We start from the raw sequence: 25,376 nt of genomic DNA, 5'->3' as shown, positions 1-25,376 counted from the left end.
CAGACTTTGCCCTCGGTGCACGCTCTGTGGTCCCCGGGCCGGGGTCTGCTGCTCTGGGCGGAGCACGACCGAGGCCCGGTCGGCACGTCGAGTCGTTCGGCGCAGATCGCGCTCCCGCATCCGTTCGCGGTCTCCAGCGCGAAGCTGACCGCTCTGCACCCCGGCAAGCCCACGTCGGCGACGCTGCTGCTCCCGTCGCGGGCGAACCGGCCGCTCGCCTCCTCCGAGCCGGCGGCGGGCGGTAAGCGGCGTGGCCCGGCGCCGTCGTTGCGGCCGTGGTCGGTGCCGGCGTTGATCGTGGACGCGACCGAGCTGGACGACCTCGACGACTCGGCGTCGTACGGCGCTTCGGTCACCTACCTGCGGGCGGTGGCCCGCCTGGCCGCGGATCTGGTGCGGCGGGGGCGGGTTCTGCCGACGCTGGTCCGCCAGGGCGATGCGGCGGAGGCCCGGTGGCGCCCGGTGCTCCAGGGCGTGGATTTCGTCGCGTTCGACGCACTGGTCGCGGCCATGCCGCCGGTCGGGCGGGCCGAGCAGATCGCGCCGCACACCGGGGCCTCACCGCGTGCGCTCGTCACCGATGCCCTCCACACCCTGGTCGACGCGGCGGTCCGGGACCGGCTGGCGCGGGCGGATCCGCCCGTCGACCTGCGCGGAGGCCGGGGCCCGGCCGGGGTGTGGCTGTCCGCTTTGCAGGGCGGCGTTGCCCGCGTCGAGCTGCCGCTGGGTGAGCTCGGTGTCCTGGCCGACGCCGTCGCGAAGTGGGACGAGGTCGCCGACACCGACGTCGTCGACGGCCGGGCGTGTTTCCGGCTGGCCGAAGTCGGCACCCTGCATCAGCCTGCCGAGGACGATCCCGACGACCAGACCGGCGACGGCACCAAGTGGCAGCTGCAGTTCCTCCTGCGTGCGACGGCCGATCCGAGCTTGCTGCTATCGGCGGGGCAGATCTGGTCGGGTCAGGCGAACGGGCTGGTCAGGGACCCGAAGGGGCTGTTAGTCGCCGAGCTGGGCCGGGCCGCGCTGGTGGAACCCATGCTGGCTCCGGCATTGCGCAGGACCCAGCCGTCCGAGTACGACCTGACCGTCGAGGAAGCCGAACAGTTCCTCACCTCGGGCGCGACCCGGCTGGCCGAGGCCGGGTTCGAGGTGCAGCTTCCGGCCACCTGGGACGGCAGGCGCCGGCTCGGGCTCCGGCTCTCCGTCCGCAGCACGCCGTCGGAGCAGGTCGTCGCCCGCAGCCGGGTGGGCCGCGACGAGCTGGCCGGGTTCCGCTGGTCGATCGCGGTGGGCGACGACGAAATCGGCGAGGACGAGCTGGCCAGGCTCGTCGCGGCGAAGACACCGCTGGTGCGGCTGCGGGGCAGGTGGATCAGCGTCGACGCCGACCGGCTCCGCGCCGGCCTCGAGTTCCTGCGCCGCGACCCGCACCGGCAGACCCAGCGCCCTACCGCGGCCGAGCTGCTGGAGCTCGTCCACCTCGCGAAGGAGGTGCCGCTCCCGGTCACCGACGTCAGCGCTGACGGCTGGGTCGGGGACGTCCTGGCCGAGCGGGTCCACCAGGTACTGCGGCCGGTCGAGTTGCCGCCGTCGTTCCGTGCCACGCTGCGCCCCTACCAGCAGCGGGGTGTCGCCTGGCTGGCTTTCATGTCGGCGCTGGGGCTCGGTGCGTGCCTGGCCGATGACATGGGCCTCGGCAAAACCGTCCAGACGCTGGCGCTGGAGGCCGTCGAGCGGGCAGAGGGCGATCGCCGGCCGACGTTGGTGCTGTGCCCGATGTCGCTGGTCGGCATGTGGCAGCGGGAGTCGGCGAACTTCGCCCCCGACCTCCGGGTCCACGCCCACCACGGCAGCGCCCGCGCGCACGGAGACGCGCTCGCCGAGCAGGTCGCCGCGGCCGACCTCGTTGTCACGACCTACACCACCGCCACCCGTGACGCCGGCGAACTCGAGACGTTCGCCTGGCGACGCCTGGTGCTCGACGAAGCGCACGCCATCAAGAACGCCGACACCGCGACGGCCAAGGCGGTGCGGCGGTTCACGGCCGGGCACCGGCTCGCGCTGACCGGCACCCCGGTGGAAAACCGGCTCGCGGACCTGTGGTCGGTGCTCGACCTGCTCAACCCCGGGCTGCTCGGCAGCAGGTTCGAGTTCCGGCAACGGTTCGCGGCCCCGATCGAGCGCAGCGGCGACACCGCCACGGCCGCCGCTCTGCGCCGGCTCACGCAGCCGTACCTGCTGCGCCGGGTGAAGACGGACCCCGCGATCGTCCCCGAGCTCCCGGAAAAGATCGAAATCACGCAGGAATACCGGCTCACCCGCGAACAGGGCACGCTGTACCGCGCGATCGTCGACGAGATGATGAAGAAGATCGAAAACAGTCAGGGAATCAAGCGCCGCGGCAACATCCTCGCCGCGATCACGAAACTCAAGCAGGTCTGCAACCACCCCGCGCACCTGCTGCACGACGGCTCCCCGATCGGGCACCGCTCCGGCAAGGTCATCCGCCTCGAAGAGATCCTGGCGGAAATCCTGGCGTCGGGCGATCGGGTGCTGTGCTTCACGCAGTACACCGAATTCGGCCATATGCTCGTGCCCCATTTGTCGGACCGGCTCGGCGCCGAAGTCGCGTTTTTGCACGGCGGCCTGGCAACGGGGTCGCGAGACGCGATCGTGGAACGCTTCCAGGCCGACGACGGGCCGCGGATCCTCTTGCTCTCGCTCAAGGCAGGCGGCTCCGGGCTCACGCTGACCGCCGCCAGCCAGGTCCTGCACCTGGACCGGTGGTGGAACCCGGCCGTGGAGAACCAGGCCACCGACCGGGCGTTCCGGATCGGGCAGGGACGCAACGTCCAGGTCCGGAAGTTCGTCTGCCCGGGCACCATCGAGGAGCGCATCGACACCCTGATCACCAAGAAACGCGCGCTCGCGGGAATGGTCGTCGGCGAGGGCGAAAGCTGGCTCACCGAACTGTCCACGGACGCGCTGCGCGGGGTGCTCACCCTGGGGGAGGACGCGATCGATGACTGAGCCACTCCCGTGGTGGTCGACCCGGTTCATCCGAGCGTTGACGGCGATCGGCGTCCTCCTCCCCGCGAAAGGCCGGGGGAGCGTCGTGTCCTTGGAGGTCGGCGCCGGGCGCGTCGACGCCGAGGTGCAGGACGGCCGGCTTTACCAGGTGAGAATCGGAATGACGGCGTTCGGGAAATCAGACTGGGCGGCGATCACCCATGCCCTCGCCGCGAAAGCGTCGTCCACGGTCCTGCTGCTCAGCGGCGAACTGCCCCGTGACGTCGAACAGATCTTCAAAGCGGTCCGGCTGCCCTTGTTCCCGTCGTCGGCGCGGGAGGTGTCACTGGACTGCACGTGCCCGGACGTCGAGGTGCCGTGCGGCCACCTGAACGCCGTGTTCTCCGCGCTCGTGGCGCGGGTCGGCGACGATCCGTTCACCATCCTGGCTTTGCGCGGCCGGAACCGCGAAACGCTGCTCGAGGAGCTGAAGAACCGCCTCATCTCCGCCGAGCCGCTCGATCCTGACGACAGGTCTCCGGCCCTGACCGAAGTCATGGACACCTTCTTCGACTGCGGTCAGGCCCCGGGCCTGGGCGCCGCGGCGCCGTTACCGGTGCCGCGAACGACGTTCGACGCGCTGCTGGACCACGCCCCGCCATTCGCGATCACGGCGGGCGGCGAAGACGTCGCCGAGCTGCTCCGGCCGGTGTATCGGGCACTCGCCGGAGAACACGGCACTTAGCTTCGGCACCCGGCTGTGGGATTCCGGCGGTGGGACAACCCCGGTTCGAAGGCATCGCCATTTCGTCGCCATCTGACAACTGAAGCCCTGCCCTCCGGGGAGAGACAGGGTTTCTGATCTGCGATTTCAGCTGGTGCGGGATACTGGCGTTGAACCAGTGACATATTCCGTGTCAGGGAAGTGCGACACGTGGCTTGACCATGAAAAGCGCGCACTACCGCACGTGCAAACCGAATGGGCCTACCGACAACCCGTCAGCAGCAACACCCAACGCGCCACTGCCCTTGCACCCTGGCGCCAGCACTACAACACTCGACGCCGCCACAGCGCACTCGGCGGACACCCACCCACCAGCCGACTGCCGCCAATCTGATGGCCAAATACACCTGGATGCAGCCGCGTCCTCGCGGGCCAACGGTCCTTCATCGGCCGTGAACCGATCCCGAGCCAGGTTGTTCAGCTTCGTCAGCTCTCACACGTCGTAGTACAACGCGAACTCGTACGGGTGCGGGCGCAGCCGCAGTGGGTCGATCTCGTGCTCTCGCTTGAAGTCGACCCAGGTCTCGATCACGTCCGGGGTGAACACGTCACCTTTGAGGAGGAACTCGTGGTCGGTTTCCAACCGGTCGATCACGGCCTCGAGTGATCCTGGAACTTGGGCGACATCGCGCGCTTCCTCGGGTGGGAGTTCGTAGAGGTCCTTGTCGATCGGTGCCGCGGGCTCGATCTTGTTGCGGATCCCGTCGAGCCCGGCCATCACCATCGCGGCGAACGCGAGGTAGGGGTTGCCGGAGGAGTCGGGGCAGCGGAACTCGATGCGCTTGGCTTTGGGGCTGCTGCCGGTGATCGGGATGCGGACGCAGGCGGAGCGGTTGCGCTGGGAGTACACGAGGTTGATCGGTGCTTCGTAACCGGGGACGAGGCGGTGGTAGGAGTTCATCGTCGGGTTGGTGAAGGCCAGCAGGCTCGGCGCGTGGTGCAGAATGCCGCCGACGTAGTGGCGCCCGATGTCGGACAGGCCGCCGTAACCGGTTTCGTCGTAGAACAGGGGACCGTTCTCGTCCCACAGGGATTGGTGGCAGTGCATGCCGGAGCCGTTGTCGCCGAAGAGCGGTTTGGGCATGAAAGTGACGGTCTTGCCGGCCGCCCAGGCGGTGTTCTTCACGATGAACTTGAACAGCTGCAGGTCGTCCGCGGCGTGCAGGAGAGTGTTGAACTTGTAGTTGACCTCGGCCTGGCCGCCGCTGCCGACCTCGTGGTGGGCCTTCTCGACATCGATCCCGACGCCGGCCAGGTTGCGCACGATTTCGTCACGCAGGTCGGCGAAGTGATCACGTGGTGGGACGGGGAAGTAGCCGCCCTTGTACGGGGTTTTGTAGCCCTGGTTCCCGCCGGCTTCGTCGGCGCCGGTGTTCCACCAGCCCTCGATCGAGTCGACCTCGTGGAAGGCGCCGTTCTCCGCGGAGTCGAACCGGACGGAGTCGAAGATGTAGAACTCGGCCTCCGGCCCGAAGAACGCACGGTCCGCGATGCTGGATTCGGTGATGTACTGCTCGGCCTTGCGGGCGATGTTGCGCGGGTCGCGGCTGTACGCCTCGCGAGTGAACGGGTCGTGCACGAAGAAGTTCATCGCGAGGGTCTTCTGGGCGCGGAACGGGTCGACGCGGGCGGTGACCGGGTCGGGAAGCAGCAACATGTCCGACTCGTGAATGGACTGGAACCCGCGGACCGACGAGCCGTCGAAGGCGAGCCCGTCGGTGAAGGAGTCCGCGTCGAAAGAGGCCGCCGGGACGGTGAAGTGCTGCATGATGCCGGGCAGGTCGCAGAACTGGACGTCGATGAACTGGACGTCCTCGTCGGCGGCGAAGCGGAGGATCTCGTCGGCGTTGGTGAACATTTCTCCTGTCTCCTTCGCGGGTATCGAGGACGGATTGCGGCGATCTCAGGGAGCGCGGTCGAAGCCGGCGCGGCGGGCCGTTCCGAGTTTGCCGCTGAGCAGCAGTGCCAGAGTTGTCACGGGCTCGCACCCCGACCTGTGATCGCTGGGATCGTGGACCAGGTAGGGACTGTTGGCGGCCGAAACCGCGGTTGGGTCCGGCGAGCCCCACCGCCGGGCGCACATGCGCTGGAGAATGAGTTTACGGCATTTCGAGGACGTCTTCGGTGCGCCTGATGAACCGGTACCTGCCGGCCTGGTGAGCGGCGAGTGCCGTTACGCGAGGCAGGCAGGTGGTATTGCGGGTTTCGGTGACGGCGAATTCGGTGGAACAGAAGCCGGAAATTTGCCGCCCCGCAGCCGGTGCAAGCGCCTCCATGGCCGTCTACTTCGCCGGAGGAAGCCACGGCACGGATTTCGGCGCCACCGCAGTCGATCGACTCGGCTGGACGACTACCGGCATCGCCTCGGCGGGGGTTGTCGCGACCGCGGCTCTTATCACGGTGCTCGCTCCGTTGCGCCGCCCCACACCTCCGCCGAGCCCGCAGGATGTGGATGCGGGCGCCAGGATGGCTGAGACAAGCCGGAACGCGTGAGTGAATGTGGGCCCGGGCTTGGAAGAGCCGAACTGGCCCAACCCGCGATCGAGGGGGGAGTAGCGTGCTCGTATGCCTGTTGCCGCACGGGTTCGTCGGTGGGCGGTGCGCGGGGTGGCTCTGCTGATCGGTTGCCTGGTGGCGCTGGCCCACCCGGCCGCCGACGCGTGGTGGCTGGGGTGGATCGGGCTCGTCCCGCTGGTGCTGTTGCTCGCTCGCGCAGGCTCGTACGGTGAGGCCGCCTGGCGGAGTTCACTTGCCGCGGTGGGGTACTTCCTCACCGTATTGCAATGGCTACTGCCCAACGTGGGATTCCTGGCGCTTGTGGTGGGCGTTGTCGCCGGTGCTCTCTGGGTGCCGTTCGGGCTGGCGACGTACCGGCTGCTGCGAGACCCGTCCGTGGCCCGGGTGGCGCTGGCGGTGGTGGTGCTGCCGTCGGTCTGGGTCACCGTCGAGGCGCTGCGGTCGTGGGAAGGGCTGGGCGGGCCCTGGGGTCTTGTCGGCCTGACGCAATGGCAGGTGCGGCCGGTGCTGGCCGTGGCGTCGCTGGGCGGCGTGTGGTTGCTCAGCTTCGTGGTGGTGGCCGTCAACGTCGGGCTTGCTGCCCCGTTCCTTCCCGGCGCCGGCCGGGCAGCGCGGCTGCTCGGGGGAGGGCTCGCCGTAGTTTTCGCCGCTCTCGCGGTCGGTTATGGGCTGCTCAGGCCGGAACCGGTGGTGACCGGCAGTTTCCGCGTAGTGGGGGTGCAGCCCGGCGTCGTGTACGGCGGCCCCGAGCGTTTCGCGGCGCATCTGGGACTGACGCACAGGGCCGCAGGTCTGGGGCAGGATGTGGTGGTCTGGGGGCAGAGCAGCATGCCGTTCGACCCGGCGCGCCGCCCTGATGTGGTGGCCCGGCTGCGACAGGCCGCGGCGACCGCGGGAAGTGATGTGCTGGTCAACGTCGACGCGCGAGCAGCGGACGGCCGGATCAGGAAGACGACTCAGCAGTACGGACCCGGCGGTCTGGTCGGTACATATGAGAAGCGGCGGCTGGTCCCGTTCGGCGAGTATGTGCCAATGCGGCCGCTGCTCGGAAAGGTGCTTCAGGGCACCGCGATCGCCGAGGAGGATCGGGCCCCGGGCCGAGAGCCTGCGCTGCTGCGAGTCGGCGGGACACGGGTGGGGCCACTGATCTCGTACGAGTCGATCTTTCCCGACCTGCGCCGGGAACTCGTTCGGCTGCACGCCGACGTCACGGTGGTGCAGGGCTCGCTCACGTCGTTCCACGGCACCTGGGCGCAACCGCAACAGGCGAGTGCCGAGGCGGTGCGGGCGGTGGAGTCCGGTCGGTCTGCCGTCCTGGTGGAGCTGAACGGAACGTCCGCGGCGTTCGACGCACGGGGCAGGCAGTTGGCGTGGCTGCCGCCGGACTCGCACGGGATCTTCGTGGTCGATGTGCCGGTGTACGAGGAGATTACTCCGTACGTGCGGTGGGGCGATTGGGTCCCGCGCACGGCGGGCACGATCACCGCGGTGGGTGTCGTCCTCCTGGTCGCGCGCGCTGTCCGATCGCGACTGTCATAGCTCGCAACGGGTCGCGCGCCGTCACGACGAGGCTGTCACGTCTTCTGTGGACGTTTCTTCACCCGGACATTCCCATCGCCGCGCCACGAACGAACCGGTGCCGTCAACGCCGCGCTTCATCGCGAACCCTGGGCACATCAACATGGATTGATGTACTTTCGGGTCGTCGCGCAAAGACGCCACTTCTGTGCCGTCGCGGCTCACCCCTGTGCCGCCATCCCCTGGCAGGGTCAGCGTCGCCACCTCGTCGCAGACGGCGAACCGCGGCGGTCGGGGCGCGTAGTCGTAGTGGGCCAGTTCGCCGCGGCGGATGATCGTGTCGACCAATCCGACGGCCGAGTGCGGCACGGTGATGCTGTGCCGGGTGGGCAAGGAGGCGGGCGACCGGTTAGGGGGAGATGCTCAGTTCGCCGATCGGAAGCGGTCGCGCAGGTCGACCTCCCCGCCGGGGAGCTCCTCTACGCGATGCTGCGCAACGGCACCTACTACCGCCCACTCCGAACCGGAGCCTGCTCCTGCGGCAGCTTGACAACCAGATAGGGACATCCCGCGGTCGCGCGGGGCGGTCAGCTCAGCGGCGGGCGCAGCCGTTCGTCGTCGAAAACGATCTCGATCAGCGGGCTGTGCTCGAGCCAGTCCTCCAAGCGCTGACGCTGGGTGACTCGCATCTGCAAACCGGGCTCGTCCTGCAGCGCGACCACAGCAGACAGCACGCGATGGCGCACCGCGGGATCCTCCACCGGAACCGCCGTGGCCGGCAGGTCCACCCGGACGCCGTTCTTGAGGTGGAAGGTGAAGTGCGGTTGCACTGATAGGTTGGCGTGCCAGCTTCGGGGCACCGGCATCCCGCTGAGGTACCAGCGCCCGTCGACATGGTGGAACCAGATCTCGACGCGCCTCGGGCGGCCGGTGCGCCGACCGAGAGTGGTGATGTCGACGGTGCGTGCCTCGCGCGGCGAGCCCGGGCCGATGGCCAGAGCGCGCCTGACCGCGCCCACGTCGTAGCTTCTTCCCGCGATGTCGGTCATGGTCGGCTGCCTCACTCGTGCCTGGTGGAAATGGCTTAGGGGCAAGTCAACCGGCACGCCGGTACGGCTGCTAGGGATATCCTGACGGATACTTGCACGATCCTGCCCGGGCACAGCCACCACGGCGACGAATCCGCCGGCGGTCGGAGGGCGGGCAGCCACGCAAAGGCCAACGCACTCCCGCACCGCGGGCAGCGGCTGGGCACAGCTGACACGGTCCTGCGACGTCCACCCAAGAGGATTAGGCAAGAGGCGTAGAGGATCATTCTTTTCGCGGGCCCGGCACAGCGGTCTCCTGGAAGGGACACACTCCCCACGGATTCCGACGAATCCTCAGGCCCCAGGAGGCACACCATGAAGGTAGCCGTCGTCACCGGTGCGAGCTCCGGCATCGGCCAGAGCGCCGCCCTGCAGATCGCCCGGCGCGGTACCGGCGTCATCCTGACCTACAGCTCCAACGAACAGGGCGCCAAGGACACCGTCGCGCGGATCGAGCAGCAGGGCGGCACGGCCGTGGCGCTGCATCTGGAGCTCGGCGACACGGCGGGATTCACCATCTTCCGGGAGGCCGTTGCCGAGGTGCTGCGCGAGACGTTCCAGCGGCACTCCTTCGACCACCTGGTCAACAACGCCGGATTCGCCGGCATGGCGATGATCGAGGACACCCGCGAGGAGGACTTTGACCGGCTCACGGACGGCCTGTTCAAGGGGCCCTTCTTCCTTACCCAGGCGTTGCTGCCGCTCCTCGCCGACGGCGGCGCCATCGTGAACCTGACCAGCAACTCCATGCTGCCCCAGGTGACCGCGCCGGGATACTCGGTCTACGCGGCCCTCAAAGGCGCCGTGGCGGTGCTCACCCGCTACATGGCCAAGGAGTTCGGCCCCCGCGGCGTCCGCGTGAACTCGGTCGCACCGGGAGCCACCGTCACCCGCTTCGCCGACGACGCGTTCAGCAAGAACCCTGAGATCATCCCGGAACTGGCGAAGACCTTCACGCTCGGCCGCGTCGGCGAGCCCGACGACGTCGGCATGGTCATCGCCATGCTGGTCTGCGAGGAAGGCCGGTGGATCACCGCCCAGGACATCGAAGTCTCCGGAGGTCAGAACCTCTGAACTGCTCCTGAGGTGAGCTGTGAGCCCACGCCAAGGCCCTTCCGTCCACTCGCGTCGGCCACGGCTCACCGCGCGAGGGGCCGAGACAGCCGCCCAGCGGCCGTCCTGCCCGGTGGGGACACCTGCGGATTCAGAAAGCGTGCCCAATCCTGCCGAGTCAGCGGCCCCGTGTGGAGGTTCGTGCATGACTGGATTCATGCCTGCCCTGGACGAAATGCGCGAGCTTGTTGACCGGCATGCACGGCCCGACATGAGCACGGCGATCGAAGGCATCCAGCTATGCAGATTCACCCATCCCAACGCTTCGGCGGCCGGGATGTCCGGGACCGTGCTCGCAGTCATCGCCCAGGGCGGCAAACGCCTCGCCCTGGGCGAGCGCCTCTACGACTACGGGCCCGGCGAGTACCTGATCGCCTCTGCCGACCTCCCCGTCACCGGCCATGTCCTCGACACCGGGCAGCCCACCCTCGGCTTCGGCATGACTCTCACTCCCTCAGCCCTTGCCGAACTTCTCCTGGAAGCCGACCCCCGAGACCTGCCGACCACCCCACGCACCGCATCACCCGGCATTGCCGTCTCCACGGCTTCGCCTTTGCTGCTGGACGCCATCGTGCGCCTGCTGCGGCTGCTGGAGCAGCCTGCGGACCGCAAGATCCTCGCTCCCATGGTCAAGCGGGAAATCCTCTGGTATCTCGTGCGTGGCGAGCAGGGAGCCGCCATCCGCCAGCTCGGCCTCGCCGATAGCGGGCTGGCCCACATCAACCGCGCCGTACGTCAGATCCGGGAGAACTACGCCACCGCCTTTCGTGTGGAAGACCTGGCGGAGATCGCCGGCATGAGCGTTTCCGCATTCCACCGCAGCTTTCACACCGTCACCGGGATGAGCCCCATCCAGTTCCAAAAACGCATCCGCCTGCAAGAAGCCCGGCTCCTGCTCGCCAGCCGCCCCTCAGACATCACCGGCGTGGGCCTCAGCGTCGGCTACGACAGCCCCTCCCAGTTCAGCCGCGGATACCGCCGCATGTTCGGCACACCGCCTAGCAAGGACACCCAACTCCGCACTCCGTCAGCAGAACTTGTCACTGCGCTGCCCTGAGACCAGTCTCCGCGTGCGCTACCGCTCAGCCGTCGCGGGTGAGCTGCCAGGTCATGGTGCTGGCGGTGCCGTGGTCGGTGACGGTGACCTGCAGACCACGCCGACCGAGCCTTTCGAGTTCGGAATGGAGCGATTTCTCCGGCTGCAGGGCTTTTCGGCTGTCGACGTGACGGAGATCTACGCGATGCTCGACCAGCTCGGCGACGTCGAGCGGCACCTGAACTCGCGGAGTCCGGGCCGGATCATGCAGGTCTACCGGGACCTCGGCCTGCAAGTCATGTACCACAACAAAAAGAGGCGGTCGTGGTGACCGCCTCTCCCCGTGTGGGTAACGTGTGTGTCCGAGGACGGACCTGGCCCCATAACCCCACGTTGAAATTCACCACTGACCTGCAGCTCGATTAATGGTCAAGTTGGCCGGCCGCGATCGAGCGCGCTGGGTCCCGGTCGGTCACTCGCAACAGCCGTCGGGATCCATTGGTTTTGCCCACGCCGGAGGAGCATCTGTGGCGGCGGTCGAACTTCCGGATCCGGTTCTGGCGGCCGGCGCGGGGCGGCGTCGATCTCGACGAGTCCGGAGCGGGGGAGCGGAGCCTGCCGATTCTGCCGGCGCTCGCCGTTTCACGAGGGCGGCCTCGCACGGCACATGGCTGACCGGGGACGGGGCACCGGAGGTTGTCCGAGACTCGTGCGTCTCAGACCGAAGACGAAGGGCGTCGCCCGCGTCTACGACCACGTGACCCCGGTTGTGGTGAACCCGAACCTCGATGTGCTGGAGGATCGGGGGCTTCCCTGTATATGGGGGAGCGGGCGGCGCTGGTGTCATGGTTCCCGCACCTTCGGTCCCGGCGCGGGCTTCGGCTCGAGGGGCTATCTCCATTCCGTCGCCATCTGACGACTGAAGTCGCGGCCCTCCGGCCAGGGCAGGGCTTCTGACCTGCGGTTTGGCTGGTGCACGATGCTGGGATTGAACCGGTGACCTCTTCCGTGCCAGGGAAGCGTGACACACCGTTCGACCAGGCAAAATGCTCGCTATCGCAGGTCGCGGGCGCGGGTTGCTCCCCGGAGAGGCGGGTGGGCCCGGTCGTCGCGGGTCGCCGTCGCCGAGAAGTCGCCACGCCATCCGTCTCGTTGGGTGGCGATCGCAGCAACTGGATGCCGACCAGGCGCAGGATCGGAGGTGACCGCCTGGCTTCAGCTACAGCAGATTGCTCGGTCGGCTCGTGTGTGCGTTGTGGCCGACGCGCAGGATCGGGCAGCAACTGATGCCTGTTCCCGGTGACGATCTGGGGCAGCATAGTCGATGTGGCTTGAGTCACTCAGGAATCGAGGATCGGGCAATTCCGAACTACTGGCCGAGGTGTCCGCGATCTGCCGAGCGACCTGCCGCAGCGTCGAGACCGGACGACCGGGTTGCGATGTGCGGTGACCCGGCCGGCCGTTTCCGTAACTGCGACGCCTAAGCCTCGTGGACCACGACGATCGGCTTCCCGCCGCCTTGCCGTCCGGAGGCGAAAGCGTTCGGTGCCTCGGCCAGCGAATGGCGCGACCCGATTGGCACGCGAAGGCTGCCTTCGCGCACGAGTGCGACCAGCTCGGCCAGGCGGGCCCGGTCGGCTTCCACGACGAAGAAGACCGACCGCCCGTAACGCGGCTCGACCTCCGGCGGGGCGGCGATGGTAACGAGCGTGCCACCCGCCCGCACCAGGCCGGCGGATTGCACGCCGATCTCCTCGCCGAACACGTCGAGAACCACATCGACCTCGCCGACGTCTTCCAGCCGCTCGTTCTCCAGGTCGACGAACGCGTCGGCACCCAGGTCGAGGGCGACCTGACGATTGCCGGCTCGGCCCGTGCCGATCACGGTCGCGCCCGCTCGCTTCGCCAGCTGCACCGCGAGCGAGCCGACCCCCCCGGCGGCGCCGTGGATCAGCACGGTCTGCCCCGCCTCGAGCCGGCCGTGGTCGAACAACGCCTGCCACGCGGTCAGCCCGGAGACCGGCAACGCGGCACCGACGGCGTGGTCGACGTCGGCCGGCAGCGGCGCGAGGTTGCGGGCTTCGACGGCTGTGAACTCGGCGAGCGACCCGTCGCGGGTCCAGTCGGCGAGCCCGAAGACGCGCTGCCCGACGGTGAGCCCGGTGGTGCCGTAGCCGAGCTCGGTGACGACACCTGACAGCTCGTGACCGGGCACGCTGGGTGTCCGGTCACGGCCCGCCCGGTCGGTCCAGGTGCCCGGCCACTCCAGCTCGCCGGAGGTGAAGCCGGCCGCGTGCACGCGCACGATGACGTCGTTCTCCGCGGCGTGCGGCGCCGGACGGTCGGTCAGGGTCAACCCTTCGACCCCGGCGGCGGGGTCCTTGACGATGATGGCTTTCATGCTGAGTCCTCGTGGTGAGCGGGCAACGGGGTGGCCGCGGGTGTTCGCCGGCCTGTCCGCGAGGCTAGCTCCGGTTCGGCGCGGCACCTGGGTCCACTTGGGACGCGCGAGCGGGGACCACTCTGGTCACGCGAGCGCGCGGACCAGCGCGTCGAGAACCCCCGACCACCCGCTCGGCGAAGGTGCGGCGAAACCGATCACCACGCCGTCGCGGTCCGAGGCGGCGTCGGGATGCCGGAAGAAACTCAGGGGTTCTACCGTCAGCTGCTCGTCGGCGATCCGCTGCACGAGTTCGCGGCCCGTGCGCCCGGGTTGTTCGAGCAGAACGTGCAATCCCGCGGCCATTCCCGCCACGCGCACTTCCGGCGCGTGCTGGGCGAGCGTCTCGACGAGGTGCCGGCGCCGGCGGCGGTACTGCGCGCGCATCGCCCGGATGTGCCGGTCGTAGGCGCCCGATTCCACGAACTCGGTCATCGCCAGCTGGTTCACGAACCCGACGGTTTCCTCGGTGTCCCCCTTCTGGGCGGTGATCGCGTCGACGAGGCGGTCCGGCACCACGAGCCAGCCGAGGCGCAGGCCCGGCGCGAGCGATTTGCTCGCGGTGCCCAGGTAAAGCACGTGATCGCGGTCGAGTCCCTGCAGCGCGCCGACGGGGGACCGGTCGTAGCGGAACTCACCGTCGTAGTCGTCTTCGATGACCAGCGCGCCGTGTCGGCGGGCCCACTCGACGATCGCAGCGCGCCGGTCGTACCGCAGCGCGACACCCAGGGGGAACTGGTGCGAGGGGGTAAGCAGAACGGCGCCGATCCCCGATGACCCTTCGAGTACCGAGGGGTCGACGCCGTCCGCGTCGACGTCGAGGGGAACGGTTTCGAGCCCGGCGTCGGCCAACGTGCGGCGCTGGGTCGGTAGGCCGAACTCTTCCACGGCCACGCGCGTCACCCCGGTCGCCGCAAGCGCGGCCGCGACCAGCCGCAACCCCTCCGCGGCGCCACTGCACACGACGACGTTGCCGGCGTGCGCGCGCAGGCCGCGGGCCCGCGCGAGGTACCGGGCGAGAGTGTCGCGGAGTTCGCCTCGGCCGCGGGGATCCGCGTAGCCGAACGCCTCGAACGGCGCGGTGCCGACCGTCTTCTTCACTGCGCGAATCCACTCGTCGCGCGGGAACGACGACAGGTCCGGATGGCCGGGCCGCAGATCGTGCCCCGGCCGCGAGCGGGTGTCGGCCGGCCGCGGCCGAGCTCGTTCGCCGAAGAATTCGGCTACCCGCTCCGAAACTACGGTGCCGGAACCCTGAAACCCGGTGAGCCAGCCCTCGCTGATGAGCTCGGAGTAGACCCGGACCACGGTGTTGCGAGCCACCTGGAGGTCGGCGGCCAGGGCGCGGCTCGACGGCAGCCGGGTCCCTGGCGCGAGCCGGCCGGCGCGGATCGCGTCGCGGACCGCGTCCATGAGGCAGGCCCGCACGTTCCCGTCGAGCCGGCCCAGGTGCAGGTCGAGGCCCGTCGTCCTGGGGCCGCGCTCAGCTGCTCGGTCGGTCACGGGTCAACGATACTGACCGGCCGGGATGATCGAGTTGAACACCTGATCCGGTGATCGCGTTCTCGCGAAGTTCGAGCGCACGGCCAGTCGAAACGATCGGTTGCGCCTGTTGGTCGGCAGGATCGGCCAGAAAAGATCCGCAATTTCAGTTGAGCTTCCCGAGGAATTGCTGCTCACGTTTGCAAGGAAACAGTCACCATCAGGTGCGGGATGGACAGGGCGTGTGCGCAGCTCGAGGTGCGCGACCACGGACCCGGTGTCCCCCAGGGGCAGCTCGACCAGATTTTCGAGCCCTTCGTCCAATTCGACGTCGCGGATCAGCGCCGGACCGGTGGCGCCGGGCTCGGCCTCGCCATCGCCCGCGGGATCGTCGAGGCACATGGGGGGCAAATGGGGGCGCAGCCCGCGATAGGAGGTGGCTGTACCTTCACGGTCTCGTTACCCACCGCAGGTCCGCGTATCGACCGGGCATGGTGGTGACCGCGTGCAACTACGCAACGGGCGATCTGCTCGCCGACGTGCAACGGCTCGAACGGCTCGGCGACACAGTCGTGGCGCCCGGCTGCAGATCGGCGCGACATGCACTGGTTCCGCCGACACGGTCACCAAGGTCACCGGCAGGTGCGCGGTGTGCCGACCCACCCACAACTCAGATGCCCTTGATGGCAGGCATTTCTCCAACGCCCCAGGCCCGTGGTGGCTGCCTGCACATCCCCGTGACGCAAAGCAAACCTCGCCGCAAGGAGTGACCGTATTCGTGTTGTCTCCGACGGACTCTCACGCCCCATCTCGGGGTATGAACGGTTAGCCGATACCACGCACCGTGGCGATCATCCCGCCGTAGCCGGCCGCATCGAGCTTGTGCCGGAGGTTTGACATGTGCACGTCGACAGCGTGGTCATCGGCCAGCCCTGCGCCGCCCCAGACCCGTTCCCGCAACTGGTCCCTTGTGTGCACCTGCCACACGTTGTCGATCAACGCGCCCAACAGGTCGAACTCGATCTTCGTCAAGCCCACTGGCTTACCGCCCACCCACACTTCACGGGTGTCCCGATCGATGTCCACCAGCCCCGCCGGCGGCTGGACCTGAGCTGTGGCCAGATCACGAGGGCGACGCAGCATCGCCTGCACCCGTGCGACCAGTTCACGCGGTGAGAACGGCTTGGCCAAGTAGTCATCTGCGCCGGCCGAGAGCCCGATCAGCTTGTCCGCCTCCTCTCCGCGACCGGTCAGCATGAGCACGTAGGCGTTGGAAACCGCCGCAGCCTCCGGCAGACCTCAACCCCGTCGGCTCCGGGGATGCCCAAGCCGAGCAGCACTACGTCGGGCCCCCAATCCCGGGCCGTCGTCAGCGCCCGATCACCGTCGCCCACCCCACGCACCTCCACGCGAGCGTTCTTGAGCGCCGACTCGATGACGAACCTGACCTCCGGGTCGTCCTCGACGACAAGTACCTTCGCCGGGCACGCTCACGGTCCTCATTGTGCGGACTTCGCCCGCACAGCGCCACCGAAGGCGCGGCGCTTGTCGCGGTCGCCGGCGGATTCCGCCGGTGGTTCAGGTTTTCGCTGCTGTCACGTTCCCAAGGCGAGTGCAAATGAGCGAAGAACACCGGCAGCCCGGTAGCCGTCACTTCCTTGTAGAGCCATCAGTGGTGCGGCGGTTTTGCGATTCAGCAGGTGCGCGCGCGCAGATGGCGAACTGCTGAAGGCCGCAGTGAGTTCGCTCTCGGGGTGTGTGCGCCGGCTGCGCAGCGGTGTCGGCTCGTTCCTGTTCATGTTCCTCGTGCAGGCCGGCGTCTTCTTCACCATCCCGCTGTTCCTGTCCGTCGCGCTCGGGCTGTCGGCGGTGGAGACCGGAATCCGGCTGCTGCCCCTGTCGCTGATGCTGCTGCTGTTCGCGGTAGGCATCCCGAAGCTGCGGCCCGACGCCTCGCCGCGGCGGGTCGTCAGACTCGGGTTCGTGGCCGTCTTCGCGGGCATCGTGCTCCTGGTCGTGCTGCTCGACGTCAGTGCCGGGCCCAAGATCATCACCTGGCCGCTGCTGCTCACACGCTGCCGGCACTCGTCGTCACCGGCGGTATCCTCAGGGAACAGCCTGGTGCTCGCCCGAAACCGACCCCTCCGCCCGGGTAGCGCAAACTCTTCAGGCAGAGGGCCGTCACCGGCCCCGGGCACGCTACCGCGCCCCGGCATCAGCGGCGCACACCCACGGCCACGCCGACCCCGTCCACCACCCCAACCGTCGACGTGCCGGCCGCGTCGAGGGGGTGCGTTCACGCGCCGAGTCGGCTGTAGAGGCGTCCGGCGAGGGTGGCGGCGAGTTGGTTGAGGTGCGCGGTCGGGTCGAGCTGGGCGTACTGGCCCAGAACTCCGCTACGGCGTGCGCCTCAGTTTCCGACAACAGCGCGACACACCGCTCGCGGCGTCCCTGCTCGACCATCCGCCTGAGGACGCGGGCGTAGTCCTGGAGGTCGCGCACACCGGTGAGGCCGTACGGGTCCTGCCGCGCGACCGAGTCAGTCATCTCGCGTCATCCTTCCGAGTGTCGTTGTCCGCATGCGCTGCGCGCTGACCTGCGGCTCTTCGGCGTCCGGCGGTCGGCCCGCCAGGGAACCAGGAAATCTATGGCGGCTGGGGTAGACATTCAACTTCAGCTGTGTGTAATCTTCTGCTCATACCGAGAGAGACAACGTCAAACAGGCGCGGGAGATGACGAACTACCCGCGAAGTGAGACAGAACGGTCAGGCAGGACGAAGCCAATCAGGGAACAGGTTTCGGCTGGTGACCGGTGAAGTACCCCGGGATCGGGCAGTGAAGACGCAAGCAGCAAGGCCGATCCCGGCGAAGTAGTGCAGTTGCGGGAAACGCAGTGGCAAGTCAGGTAGTGCAAGAACGGTCAGGTGGCCGGAGCCGATTTCATACGGGGCTCCGGGCAGTGACCAGCGGCGTGGCGCGTGCTGGGGCTGATCAGTGGAAGGGTCCCAGCCCGGTGACGACCGCAGCAGTCGCAGTACACGAAGTGGTGCACGGCAAGAGGAAAACACAGGAGAGAAGGGAAGGGGCACATCATTGGATCGCCCGCAGCGGCTGGGCAGTAGCGCCGCGCGGGTACCGCAGTCCCATCGGATTGGAAGGTGGTTCTCGGTTACGAATAAGCGATCTCCGCACCGTCCGGCTCTCGGACGGACACCGCGGATACAGGAAGCCGGCCGCACGGCCGGTTGGCAATGATGAAACCCAAACCCCTGGGACCCCGGATGCCGTGCACGGCATCCGGGGTCCCTTGTGACGTGGAGGTGGAATGACTCCTGACCAACGCGATACCCCCGCTCCCGGTTCGGGCGGGGCTGACAAGTTCGACGACGACCAGTACCCCGCCTACCACGATGGGCCGGGCCGCGGACATGCTCGGCACCACCCAGAACTTCCTGCGCAGCCTGGATGAAGCCGGTCTGATCGAGCCGCAGCGCTCTGCCGGCGGACATCGTCGCTACTCGCGGCACCAGCTGCGCATCGCCGCACGCGTACGGGAACTAGTCGACGAGGGCACCGCCGTGGACGCCGCCTGCCGCATCGTCTCCCTCGAAGACCAGCTGCACGAATCCCAGCGACAGAACACCGAACTCCGCTCCGCCGAATAACCTGCCGGGTCAGGGGTGCTGCGGGACCCCGTGGCACGCCCCGCCCCGCCGGTTACGCCCGTGTCCCGCGCTCCGCAGCGTCTTCTGAAATCCGCCGGGGTCACAAGCTCCGCCAGACTGACCCACGGCGGCGGTCGGCTCGCTGCTCAACCGACCCCACCTGGATCGCTAGTGCCCGCTGACGAGTGCCGTGGCACCTGTGACGGACCAGTTACAGACCTCGGCGGTGGTCGACGAGCCAGACGGCGACCTGGTGCAGTTTCATGTTGGTGGTCTGGGACGACTCGCCGAGCATCCGGAACGCCTGAATGCCGTCGAGGTCGTGGCGTTCCATGAGGATGCCCTTGGCCATGCCGATGACGTCGCGCGATTCGATGGCGCTGTGCAGCTGGGCTTCGGTTGGGCGCCGACGAGTGCGATCGCGGCGTGGGTCGCGAACACCTGCCCCTCCTGCCCGGTCTGGTCACTGAACGCGTCGACCTGGGTGGAGTAGAGGTTGAGGGCACCGAGGGTGGTGTGGGTGATGAAGAGCCGGTAGGACAGTATCGAGCGGATGCCGGTTTCAGCGGCTTCGGGCGCGAAGGCCGGCCAGCGACCCTCGTCAAGCAGGTTGCCGGTGCGGTAGACCTCGTGGTCGGCGATCGCATCGAGGCATGGCCCCTGGCTGGTACGGTACTGGATCTCGTCAACGGCGGTCACGACCTCGCCGGTCGGGGCGACGGTACGGACCTGGCCGTTCTCAACCAGGGAGATCCCGGCGTACTCGGCGCCGGCCACGTGGTCCACCGCGGCCTTCACGATCGCCGCGAGGGTCGTCTCGACGCCCGGCTCGCCCTGCAGCGCGCGAGCGATCGTGCCAAGCACGCTGGTCAGGCTCTCCGACGCAAGGTCGTCGGAATTGGGCACGGGCGCCACCTCGTACGCCGGTCGAGCTCACCATTCCAAGGGCCCCAACAGTTCGCCGCCTGTACCGCATCGCTGGTCCAGCGTCGAGCCGACGTGCAGGACAGACTGCCGGACGGGTGGCAGTCGTCTCGTGCTGGGGCGGCGATGGCGGAGGCCCGTGAAGCATGGATGACCGGCTGTTCGGCCAGCTGGGTGATTTGCAGCGGGCGCCAGGTCGCGCGGCTCGTGGCGACCAGGCGCAGGTCGGCGCGCGGAGCTGCTTTCCGGCGCGCAGCAGGACTTCGAGCCCGGTGGAGTTCAGGAATCGGACCTCGGACAGATCCACCACGAGGCGACGGGGTCGTCGGGCCAATGCCGTCTCCAGTGCTTCGCTCATCGTGGGCGCGGTGTGCTGGTCCACGTCACCGTCCACGACGTCAATCAGTGTCTTTCGCCGCTGCACCACCGTGACGTTCAAGATCGAGTGGCCTGCGCACTTGAGACGGTCGCTGCCCGGCTGGGCTCTCGCCAGGTGCGTGGGCGGCACCACAGCTGCGGTCGTCGCCGCTGTCGCTGCGTGCCATGGAGATGGCCACCGCGGCGGGCTCGGGCGGCGGGCGGTGGAGACGGCGAAGATCGAGTGCGCTGCAACGCGCCTGCGCGCGACGGAGACCATCAGCGCTGCCAGACGCTCGGAATTGCCTTGCTCACCGGAGTGTGTGATGTGTGACTGTGGGATGGATGTCGCCCATGCCCGCACCGATGAGCCCGGCGTAGGGCACCCCTTCCTGGTCGACCGCGAGAATGCGAACGGTGAACAGCGGCGCGACGGCACCGGTGACGTCGATGACGTTGGCGTGGCTCGCGAGCTCGAAGACGTAGCGAATCGCGGCCATGGTCTCGTCCAGGTCGGGATCGCGTTCAGGCGACAGACCTTCGATCCGAACGTCGAGCTCGCGCAGATCCGAACCGACGTCGACGCACACCGTTGCCCGCTCCGGAAACTGTCCTTGTGCTCGAAGCTCGCCTACTTCGTGTACGAGATGCGGACAATGAGGGGCCGAGTTCGAGCTGGTCTGCTCCGGTGATACACAGTGCCGGCCGAAGGAAATCGATCGTGTCATCGCCTTCTTCGTGGAGTGTTGTCCCGCTCATTCGGATCGACGCCGGAACTTGCGGGCGCGCAGGACGAAGAGAAGCGAACCACCGAGCACGACAAGAAGGAATCCGAGGCCGAGCGCGGGGCCGAGAAGTGGGCTGGCGCCGGTACTGGCGAGGTGCGAGGGCCCGGTGGGGAAATCCGCCGGCCCTGGGCCGCTGCCGTTCGAGCCGCTGTCGGTCCAGCTCGCCCCGAGACCGCCCGAGCTGGTCGTCGTTTCCGTGGCGCCGCTCGATGAGTCCGTGGTCGCCGTAGTGGTCGTCGGGCTGGTCGTGTCGGTGTCGCTGGTGGTGGGTGTGGTGTCGGTGGTGGGTGTGGTGGTGTCGCAGTCGGGTGTGGTGAACGTGTTGTCGTCCAGGGACACCTGGCCGTTGCGCGCCAGTGCGCGACCGGCGACCACCGTGCCGGTCGTGACCGTGATCGAGGTCAGCGCCATGATCGTGCCGACGAAGTTCGAGGTCGTGCCGAGCGTCGCCGAGCTGTCGCTCGAGCTGCCTGACCTGACTTCCGTGCGCTGGGGACGTGGTGTGATGTAACGCCGCTCGTCTGGGTACCGAAGATCGGGTGACCTTGTGCGCCCGTTGGGAGAGAAATGACCGCTCGTCCGGAATCCGATCGCGTCCGGCTCTGGGAGCCCGACCCCGCCGTGCCGGCCGGTGCACTACCGGTGTTCGGCGAGCTCCACGCGAGCGCGCGCCGCCGTGCGGCTGCGAGCCTGTTTTTCCCACTGCCGTTCGTGATCGGCGGGATAGCCCTGTTCTTCGCCGGTAAGGGTGTCGCTGCGCCACTCTTCCTCGTCGTGTTCTTCGGCGTCGCCCTGGTCGCGGCCATCGCCATTCTCACCACACTCCGCCGGGCGGTGCCGTTCCTCGGGGCCCGGTTCGAACGAGTCGACTGCGCGCCCGACGGGGTGGTCCTCGCGGGTCGCGAGGTCGGCGTTCACCTGCCCGACGGACGGTGGCTGCGCACCAGGATGCCTGCACCGCTGCGGGTGCAGCTGGGCGGCGAGCGCCGGCTGTGGCTGCTGCGGGTGGGTGAGCGGGCGATGGTCACTTGCCGGGGTCCGGCGTTCTCGGGGCGGCGCGGATCACTGACGGCCCGCTGCCCGGTGCGCGAGTACTGCCGGTCGGCTCCCGGGAGCCGACCTCGCCGCGGCTCGATCCGGTGCTCACGGCCTATCGGCGCTACGTCGCACGCCTGTGTTGGTACCCGGCGGCGGTATACGGCGTCCTCGCGGGCTGGGCGTCGGCGGACCTGCCGGACGAGCGGGCCCTTCAGACGGCCAGAAGCGGGGCAGTGTTCATCGCGGCGTTCGTCGGTGTTCTGGCGCTGATTTTGGTGGTCCGCGTGTTTCGGCTGCGCGCTCCACTCGCGGCCGACACCTGGACCGAGCTGGCCGTGGTGCTCGACCGGACGGTCTCGATCAACGGCCGTGGTCTCGTCCGCCTCCACGGCCGGGCCATCCTGCCCGACGGCGGCACGGTCCGCTTCCGAATGCGGAACGTGACCGTCGCGTTCGGCCTCGCGACGGCGACGACCGGGCAACTGTGGATCGCCGGGGTGCCGCGTGCCGGCAAGTCCGCGACCGCCGGCATCCCCGGTCACGCGATCATGGGCACGGTCCGACTCACCTGAGCAGGGCCGTAACACCGGTGCTCTACCAGGACCGCACCCTCATCCGCTCCATCGACGAGCCGTTCGCCAGCTCGCCTACAAGCTGATGATGCACATCCGTCGCGATGTCTTCGATGGCCGCGGCGGCCACGCGCTCGCACTCCTCCAGGCACTCAGCCCTGACAAAAGGCGACTCGCCGCCGAACTCGACGAAACCGCAGACCGTAGCTCCCAGACTGTCAGTGTTGGGCGAGAGCCTGCCAGGCATGACTGGGTCGGAACCGAAGGCGGATCTTCGCAGGTATGCGCAGGCCGCCCGCGGCGCCTTGCTGTGGATGCTTCACAGGCTCTCGGAGTGCGACATCTGTCGGCCGCTGACACCGACCGGGGGACCAACTTGTGGGGACTGATCAAACACGTGGCCGGCTGCGAGCTGAGGTACTTCGGAGACACCTTCGGACGGCCGTTTGGCGAGCCGCTGCCTTGGTTCGGCGATGACGAGGAACTGAACGCGGACGTGTGGGCGACCGCCGACGAGTCACGCGACGACATCGCCGAGCTGTACCGCCGGGCGTGGGCGCACTCGCACACGACGATCACCACACTGGCGCTGGACGCGACCGGCCGTGTGCCGCACTGGCCGGATGACCGGAGTGAGGTAACCCTGCAACATGGCGCCAGACGATCAGGTGAGGTGGACGACCTATCGAAACCGGCTGGAGCAGGCGCCGCGGGAAGCCGTCGGAGTCGAGCCTTGCTCCGTCCGGCCGACAGTTTTGTTCGTCATGATGTACAGCCCACCGACGAGAACTCCTGGCTGCTCGCCGAGGCACCAGAGCGCGAGTCAGCCGGGGTTGTCGGAATCAGTGCCGCAGGTGACTCTGCCGTACTCTCTTATCTCTGCGTGGCACCTGAATATCGCGGCCGGCGGCCGGGTGGGCAGCTTGTCGTGCCGCCATGGCCGTCGGGCCGACGGGGACGAATGACCAGCACGTGTTGAAACGTCTGGTGCGGTGCCAGATCTGCGCACGAATGGTGCATGGTGTGGCGATCCGGAAAGGGGCCCTTTTACCGCTTTATCGCGCGGACGATGACTCGTGGATCCGCGGTGTAGCGACCTCGGGAAGGAGCGATCAGCTCCTCGGGGTCGTCGCGCTGGGCGACCGGGATGGGCGAGGCGACGACGACGATCTTCACGCCAGTGTCGTAGGTATCGCCGTGGCGCACTGCCGCACGCAGACCGGCCTCGCGGTCCGGTGAGCGCACCGTGGCTCGTACGGGCGTACGGCGATCAGCTGCGTCCCGAAGTTGTGGGCGCGATGGTGAGTTGCCGGTAAGGTAGTGGTGGTGCCGACGTGGCGATTGCGGGACTTCCACGACGACGATCTGGACCGCGTCATCCAGCTTTGGGATCAGGACCGGCAGGCGGACGATTCGCCTCCGGTGTTTCCGATTTCGGAGGTCATCGCCGCGACCCGGACCGGCGAACTCGTCGTGGTCGCGGCAGTCGGCGATGACGTGGTGGGTATGGCAGTCGCGCAGGCCCAGGGGGAGCGGGCATGGATCGTGGGGGTGGCGCTCGCCCGGTTGTGGCGTAACCGCGGGATCGGCAGCTCCCTGGTCGGCGAGCTCGAGCGGCGACTGCGGGCGCAGGGGATACGCCGGATCAGTGCGCTGCTGCCTCCCGGCGCGACGGGAGCCGCGGCCCTGGAAAACTCCGGCTATCTCGCTCGCACCGGGTTGGTGTTTTACGAGAAGGTCGAGCATCTCGGTGCCAGCGACGCCGGGCTGCTAGCGGAGCTCGGTGGGCGGGTTCTCCCGCGAGGCCTCTGGACCGATCTCGCCGGGATGGAGCAGGAGAAGGAAACCATCGAGCGGAGGATAGTGCTGCCGCTGGCCGAGCCCACCGTGGCAGACCGGCATGGCGTCACACCACCGAAGGCAGTCATTCTCTTCGGTCCGCCGGGCACCGGCAAGACGAGTTTCGCCAAAGCTGTTGCCTCCCGGCTGGAGTGGCCGTTCGTGGAGCTGTTCCCTTCCAGGCTCGCGTCGGTGGGAGCAGGGGGTCTGGCCAATTCACTGCGGGACGTGTTCGCCGATCTGGCGGGGCTCGAGAGCGTTGTGCTGTTCATCGACGAAGTCGAGGAGATCGCCGGCGTCCGGTCCGGGCTGGCCGTTGATCCTGGCCACGGAGTCACCAATGAGCTGCTCAAACTGATCCCCGGCTTCCGCGACCACGACAACCGTTTGCTGATCTGCGCCACCAACTCGGTCCGCTCTCTCGATCCGGCGTTCTTGCGCCCGGGCCGGTTCGACTACGTCATTCCGGTCGGACCCCCAGACCCGGCGGCGAGGGCGGCGATATGGCGGCGCTACCTGGGTCCCACGGCCGAAAGTGTCGAGCTGCGCCGGTTGGTGGTGGCGAGCGAGATGTTCACGCCTGCCGACATCGAGTTCGCCGCCCGCAAGGGCGCTCAGGCCGCGTTCGAACGCGAAGTCGTCCACGGCCACGATGCCCCCGCCAGCACCGAGGACTACCTCGCCGCCATCGCCGACACTCGACCCACACTCACCGACCCGGCCATCACCGAGTTCCGAGAAGACATCGAGCAGTACGTGCGTATGTGATCGTCGCGATCCCCAGACATTGCTCACACGGGGCCCGGTGCGTTCTCCGCGCACTTGATCGGACACAAGATCATCTGCAAGGACTTGCTGGGTGTCCGCGTGCCTTTGCCCAGGTGCCCCTGTGGGGTCTGGTCCGGGCAGGGTCCCGCCGCTCTGGCCGGGTAGCTTCGTGGTTCGTCAAGCCGGCGCGAGTCGGCTCGTCGATTGGGTCATCCCGAAGGCTGGGAGGCCGCGCAGGCCGGCTGCGGGTGGTCTGGGTATAACGGAACGCGCTGGGTGCGCAGCCACGTGACCTGCTCGCATGAACTTGCCATGGCGCCTCTCCCTGCTCGGGAATGACGATCGCAGCGCCGGGATGTCGTCCTGCATTCGAGAACGCGAGCGGTTTCGGGCCAGCCCGGGAGAACCCTTGGAAACAGTTCGGACGTGAGCGTATTA

Annotated in this window: 24 protein-coding genes and 4 pseudogenes; 11 read left to right on the top strand and 17 right to left on the bottom strand. The window is 68.3% G+C overall.

All coding sequences use genetic code 11. From position 1 onward, the window contains the following. Positions 1-6 precede the first annotated feature (6 nt). The 3 genes and pseudogenes from QRX50_RS37265 to QRX50_RS37255 form a co-directional block, all read left to right on the top strand. On the top strand, positions 7-3,030 hold the full coding sequence (locus tag QRX50_RS37265; protein ID WP_285967762.1) for a DEAD/DEAH box helicase: 3,024 nt from the start codon (positions 7-9) through the stop codon (positions 3,028-3,030). Next, positions 3,023-3,754 (top strand): SWIM zinc finger family protein, encoded by a 732-nt coding sequence (locus QRX50_RS37260; protein ID WP_285967761.1) that lies wholly within the window; start codon positions 3,023-3,025, stop codon positions 3,752-3,754. Before QRX50_RS37265 ends, QRX50_RS37260 begins: the two co-directional genes overlap by 8 nt. 223 nt (positions 3,755-3,977) lie before the next feature. Beyond that, positions 3,978-4,127 (top strand): annotated as a pseudogene (locus QRX50_RS37255) (integrase core domain-containing protein); the annotation flags it as partial. 99 nt (positions 4,128-4,226) lie between these two features. Here QRX50_RS37255 and glnA read toward each other — a convergent pair. Further along, on the bottom strand, positions 4,227-5,651 hold the full coding sequence (gene glnA / locus QRX50_RS37250; protein ID WP_285967760.1) for a type I glutamate--ammonia ligase: 1,425 nt from the start codon (positions 5,649-5,651) through the stop codon (positions 4,227-4,229). A gap of 749 nt (positions 5,652-6,400) precedes the next feature. On the opposite strand from glnA, the gene lnt reads away from it, so the two are divergent. Beyond that, a complete protein-coding gene (gene lnt, locus QRX50_RS37245) occupies positions 6,401-7,849 on the top strand; it encodes an apolipoprotein N-acyltransferase (protein ID WP_285967759.1) in 1,449 nt (482 codons plus the stop codon). 21 nt (positions 7,850-7,870) lie between these two features. Here the strand turns inward: lnt and QRX50_RS37240 are convergent, their stop codons facing one another. Continuing rightward, on the bottom strand, positions 7,871-8,221 hold the full coding sequence (locus tag QRX50_RS37240) for a hypothetical protein (RefSeq protein ID WP_285967758.1): 351 nt from the start codon (positions 8,219-8,221) through the stop codon (positions 7,871-7,873). A gap of 194 nt (positions 8,222-8,415) precedes the next feature. Next, a complete protein-coding gene (locus QRX50_RS37235; RefSeq protein WP_285967757.1) occupies positions 8,416-8,877 on the bottom strand; it encodes a PNPOx family protein in 462 nt (153 codons plus the stop codon). Between the two features lie 354 nt (positions 8,878-9,231). Here QRX50_RS37235 and QRX50_RS37230 point away from each other — a divergent pair, with 354 nt between their 5' ends. After that, positions 9,232-9,990 (top strand): SDR family NAD(P)-dependent oxidoreductase, encoded by a 759-nt coding sequence (locus QRX50_RS37230; protein WP_285967756.1) that lies wholly within the window; start codon positions 9,232-9,234, stop codon positions 9,988-9,990. 184 nt (positions 9,991-10,174) lie between these two features. After that, on the top strand, positions 10,175-11,086 hold the full coding sequence (locus QRX50_RS37225) for an AraC family transcriptional regulator (protein WP_285967755.1): 912 nt from the start codon (positions 10,175-10,177) through the stop codon (positions 11,084-11,086). Positions 11,087-11,111: 25 nt separating this feature from the next. On the opposite strand, the gene QRX50_RS37220 is transcribed toward QRX50_RS37225, so the two are convergent. The 4 genes from QRX50_RS37220 to QRX50_RS37205 all read right to left on the bottom strand — a co-directional run bounded on the left by QRX50_RS37220 (position 11,112) and on the right by QRX50_RS37205 (position 15,185). Next, entirely contained in the window at positions 11,112-11,360 is a 249-nt protein-coding gene (locus tag QRX50_RS37220) for a hypothetical protein (protein ID WP_285967754.1), read from the bottom strand. A gap of 1,185 nt (positions 11,361-12,545) precedes the next feature. Then, positions 12,546-13,466, bottom strand: a complete 921-nt coding sequence (locus tag QRX50_RS37215; protein WP_285967753.1) for an NADP-dependent oxidoreductase — start codon at positions 13,464-13,466, stop codon at positions 12,546-12,548. A 126-nt stretch (positions 13,467-13,592) separates the two neighbouring features. Beyond that, positions 13,593-15,008 (bottom strand): MocR-like pyridoxine biosynthesis transcription factor PdxR, encoded by a 1,416-nt coding sequence (gene pdxR, locus QRX50_RS37210; RefSeq protein WP_285967752.1) that lies wholly within the window; start codon positions 15,006-15,008, stop codon positions 13,593-13,595. A gap of 3 nt (positions 15,009-15,011) precedes the next feature. Then, positions 15,012-15,185, bottom strand: coding sequence for a hypothetical protein (locus QRX50_RS37205; protein ID WP_285967751.1), 174 nt, complete (start codon positions 15,183-15,185; stop codon positions 15,012-15,014). Between the two features lie 33 nt (positions 15,186-15,218). Between QRX50_RS37205 and QRX50_RS37200 the strand changes: the two genes are divergently transcribed. Next, positions 15,219-15,488, top strand: coding sequence for an ATP-binding protein (locus tag QRX50_RS37200; RefSeq protein ID WP_285967750.1), 270 nt, complete (start codon positions 15,219-15,221; stop codon positions 15,486-15,488). Positions 15,489-15,812: 324 nt separating this feature from the next. Here the strand turns inward: QRX50_RS37200 and QRX50_RS37195 are convergent, their stop codons facing one another. The 3 genes and pseudogenes from QRX50_RS37195 to QRX50_RS37190 form a co-directional block, all read right to left on the bottom strand. Continuing rightward, entirely contained in the window at positions 15,813-16,130 is a 318-nt protein-coding gene (locus QRX50_RS37195; RefSeq protein WP_353074188.1) for a winged helix-turn-helix domain-containing protein, read from the bottom strand. Positions 16,131-16,193: 63 nt separating this feature from the next. Continuing rightward, positions 16,194-16,423: pseudogene (locus tag QRX50_RS50090) on the bottom strand (response regulator); the annotation flags it as partial. Between the two features lie 159 nt (positions 16,424-16,582). Next, on the bottom strand, positions 16,583-16,990 hold the full coding sequence (locus QRX50_RS37190) for a hypothetical protein (RefSeq protein WP_285967749.1): 408 nt from the start codon (positions 16,988-16,990) through the stop codon (positions 16,583-16,585). A gap of 1,322 nt (positions 16,991-18,312) precedes the next feature. On the opposite strand from QRX50_RS37190, the pseudogene QRX50_RS37185 reads away from it, so the two are divergent. Next, positions 18,313-18,652: pseudogene (locus QRX50_RS37185) on the top strand (MerR family transcriptional regulator). Positions 18,653-18,863: 211 nt separating this feature from the next. Here QRX50_RS37185 and QRX50_RS50085 read toward each other — a convergent pair. The 6 genes and pseudogenes from QRX50_RS50085 to QRX50_RS37165 all read right to left on the bottom strand — a co-directional run bounded on the left by QRX50_RS50085 (position 18,864) and on the right by QRX50_RS37165 (position 21,639). After that, the gene (locus tag QRX50_RS50085; protein WP_353074042.1) at positions 18,864-18,986 is read right to left on the bottom strand and encodes an ANTAR domain-containing protein; all 123 of its coding nucleotides are present in this window, start codon (positions 18,984-18,986) and stop codon (positions 18,864-18,866) included. A 137-nt stretch (positions 18,987-19,123) separates the two neighbouring features. Next, a pseudogene (locus QRX50_RS50080) lies at positions 19,124-19,429 on the bottom strand (GAF domain-containing protein); the annotation flags it as partial. Further along, entirely contained in the window at positions 19,392-20,213 is an 822-nt protein-coding gene (locus QRX50_RS50075; protein ID WP_353074041.1) for an STAS domain-containing protein, read from the bottom strand. The pseudogene QRX50_RS50080 and the gene QRX50_RS50075, both read right to left, overlap by 38 nt. 31 nt (positions 20,214-20,244) lie before the next feature. Further along, positions 20,245-20,661 carry a hypothetical protein gene (locus QRX50_RS37175; RefSeq protein ID WP_285967748.1) on the bottom strand — a complete coding sequence of 139 codons (417 nt, stop codon included), beginning with the start codon at positions 20,659-20,661 and terminating at the stop codon, positions 20,245-20,247. Between the two features lie 27 nt (positions 20,662-20,688). Next, entirely contained in the window at positions 20,689-21,132 is a 444-nt protein-coding gene (locus QRX50_RS50070) for a hypothetical protein (RefSeq protein ID WP_353074040.1), read from the bottom strand. A 225-nt stretch (positions 21,133-21,357) separates the two neighbouring features. After that, positions 21,358-21,639, bottom strand: coding sequence for a hypothetical protein (locus QRX50_RS37165; RefSeq protein WP_285967746.1), 282 nt, complete (start codon positions 21,637-21,639; stop codon positions 21,358-21,360). A 110-nt stretch (positions 21,640-21,749) separates the two neighbouring features. Here QRX50_RS37165 and QRX50_RS37160 point away from each other — a divergent pair, with 110 nt between their 5' ends. Together QRX50_RS37160 and QRX50_RS50065 are read left to right on the top strand one after the other, a co-directional pair. After that, complete coding sequence (locus QRX50_RS37160; RefSeq protein ID WP_285967745.1) at positions 21,750-22,331, top strand: hypothetical protein; 582 nt, start codon at positions 21,750-21,752, stop codon at positions 22,329-22,331. Between the two features lie 334 nt (positions 22,332-22,665). Beyond that, positions 22,666-23,310, top strand: a complete 645-nt coding sequence (locus tag QRX50_RS50065) for a mycothiol transferase (RefSeq protein ID WP_353074039.1) — start codon at positions 22,666-22,668, stop codon at positions 23,308-23,310. Positions 23,311-23,378: 68 nt separating this feature from the next. Here QRX50_RS50065 and QRX50_RS37150 read toward each other — a convergent pair whose 3' ends face one another. After that, on the bottom strand, positions 23,379-23,507 hold the full coding sequence (locus QRX50_RS37150) for a hypothetical protein (protein WP_285967744.1): 129 nt from the start codon (positions 23,505-23,507) through the stop codon (positions 23,379-23,381). 150 nt (positions 23,508-23,657) lie between these two features. Between QRX50_RS37150 and QRX50_RS37145 the strand changes: the two genes are divergently transcribed. Then, positions 23,658-24,938, top strand: a complete 1,281-nt coding sequence (locus QRX50_RS37145; RefSeq protein ID WP_285967743.1) for an ATP-binding protein — start codon at positions 23,658-23,660, stop codon at positions 24,936-24,938. Positions 24,939-25,376 lie beyond the last annotated feature (438 nt).

Source organism: Amycolatopsis sp. 2-15 (assembly GCF_030285625.1).
In the GTDB taxonomy this organism is placed as follows: Bacteria; Actinomycetota; Actinomycetes; order Mycobacteriales; family Pseudonocardiaceae; genus Amycolatopsis; species Amycolatopsis carbonis.
The sequence above is the reverse complement of the archived record's forward strand: the minus strand, read 5'-3'. Positions and strand labels throughout refer to the sequence as shown.

Excerpts from the sequence above, each read along its gene's own strand:
- QRX50_RS50085 (WP_353074042.1), bottom strand. The coding sequence starts at position 18,986 with ATGGAACGCCACGACCTCGACGGCATTCAGGCGTTCCGGATGCTCGGC.
- QRX50_RS50070 (WP_353074040.1), bottom strand. The coding sequence starts at position 21,132 with ATGGCGCTGACCTCGATCACGGTCACGACCGGCACGGTGGTCGCCGGT.
- QRX50_RS37190 (WP_285967749.1), bottom strand. The coding sequence starts at position 16,990 with ATGCCCGCGAAGACGGCCACGAACCCGAGTCTGACGACCCGCCGCGGC.
- QRX50_RS37175 (WP_285967748.1), bottom strand. The coding sequence starts at position 20,661 with ATGACACGATCGATTTCCTTCGGCCGGCACTGTGTATCACCGGAGCAG.
- QRX50_RS37215 (WP_285967753.1), bottom strand. The coding sequence starts at position 13,466 with ATGAAAGCCATCATCGTCAAGGACCCCGCCGCCGGGGTCGAAGGGTTG.
- QRX50_RS37260 (WP_285967761.1), top strand. The coding sequence starts at position 3,023 with ATGACTGAGCCACTCCCGTGGTGGTCGACCCGGTTCATCCGAGCGTTG.
- QRX50_RS37235 (WP_285967757.1), bottom strand. The coding sequence starts at position 8,877 with ATGACCGACATCGCGGGAAGAAGCTACGACGTGGGCGCGGTCAGGCGC.
- glnA (WP_285967760.1), bottom strand. The coding sequence starts at position 5,651 with ATGTTCACCAACGCCGACGAGATCCTCCGCTTCGCCGCCGACGAGGAC.
- QRX50_RS37195 (WP_353074188.1), bottom strand. The coding sequence starts at position 16,130 with ATGCTGCGTCGCCCTCGTGATCTGGCCACAGCTCAGGTCCAGCCGCCG.
- QRX50_RS37230 (WP_285967756.1), top strand. The coding sequence starts at position 9,232 with ATGAAGGTAGCCGTCGTCACCGGTGCGAGCTCCGGCATCGGCCAGAGC.
- QRX50_RS37225 (WP_285967755.1), top strand. The coding sequence starts at position 10,175 with ATGACTGGATTCATGCCTGCCCTGGACGAAATGCGCGAGCTTGTTGAC.
- QRX50_RS37200 (WP_285967750.1), top strand. The coding sequence starts at position 15,219 with ATGGACAGGGCGTGTGCGCAGCTCGAGGTGCGCGACCACGGACCCGGT.
- QRX50_RS50075 (WP_353074041.1), bottom strand. The coding sequence starts at position 20,213 with ATGGTCTCCGTCGCGCGCAGGCGCGTTGCAGCGCACTCGATCTTCGCC.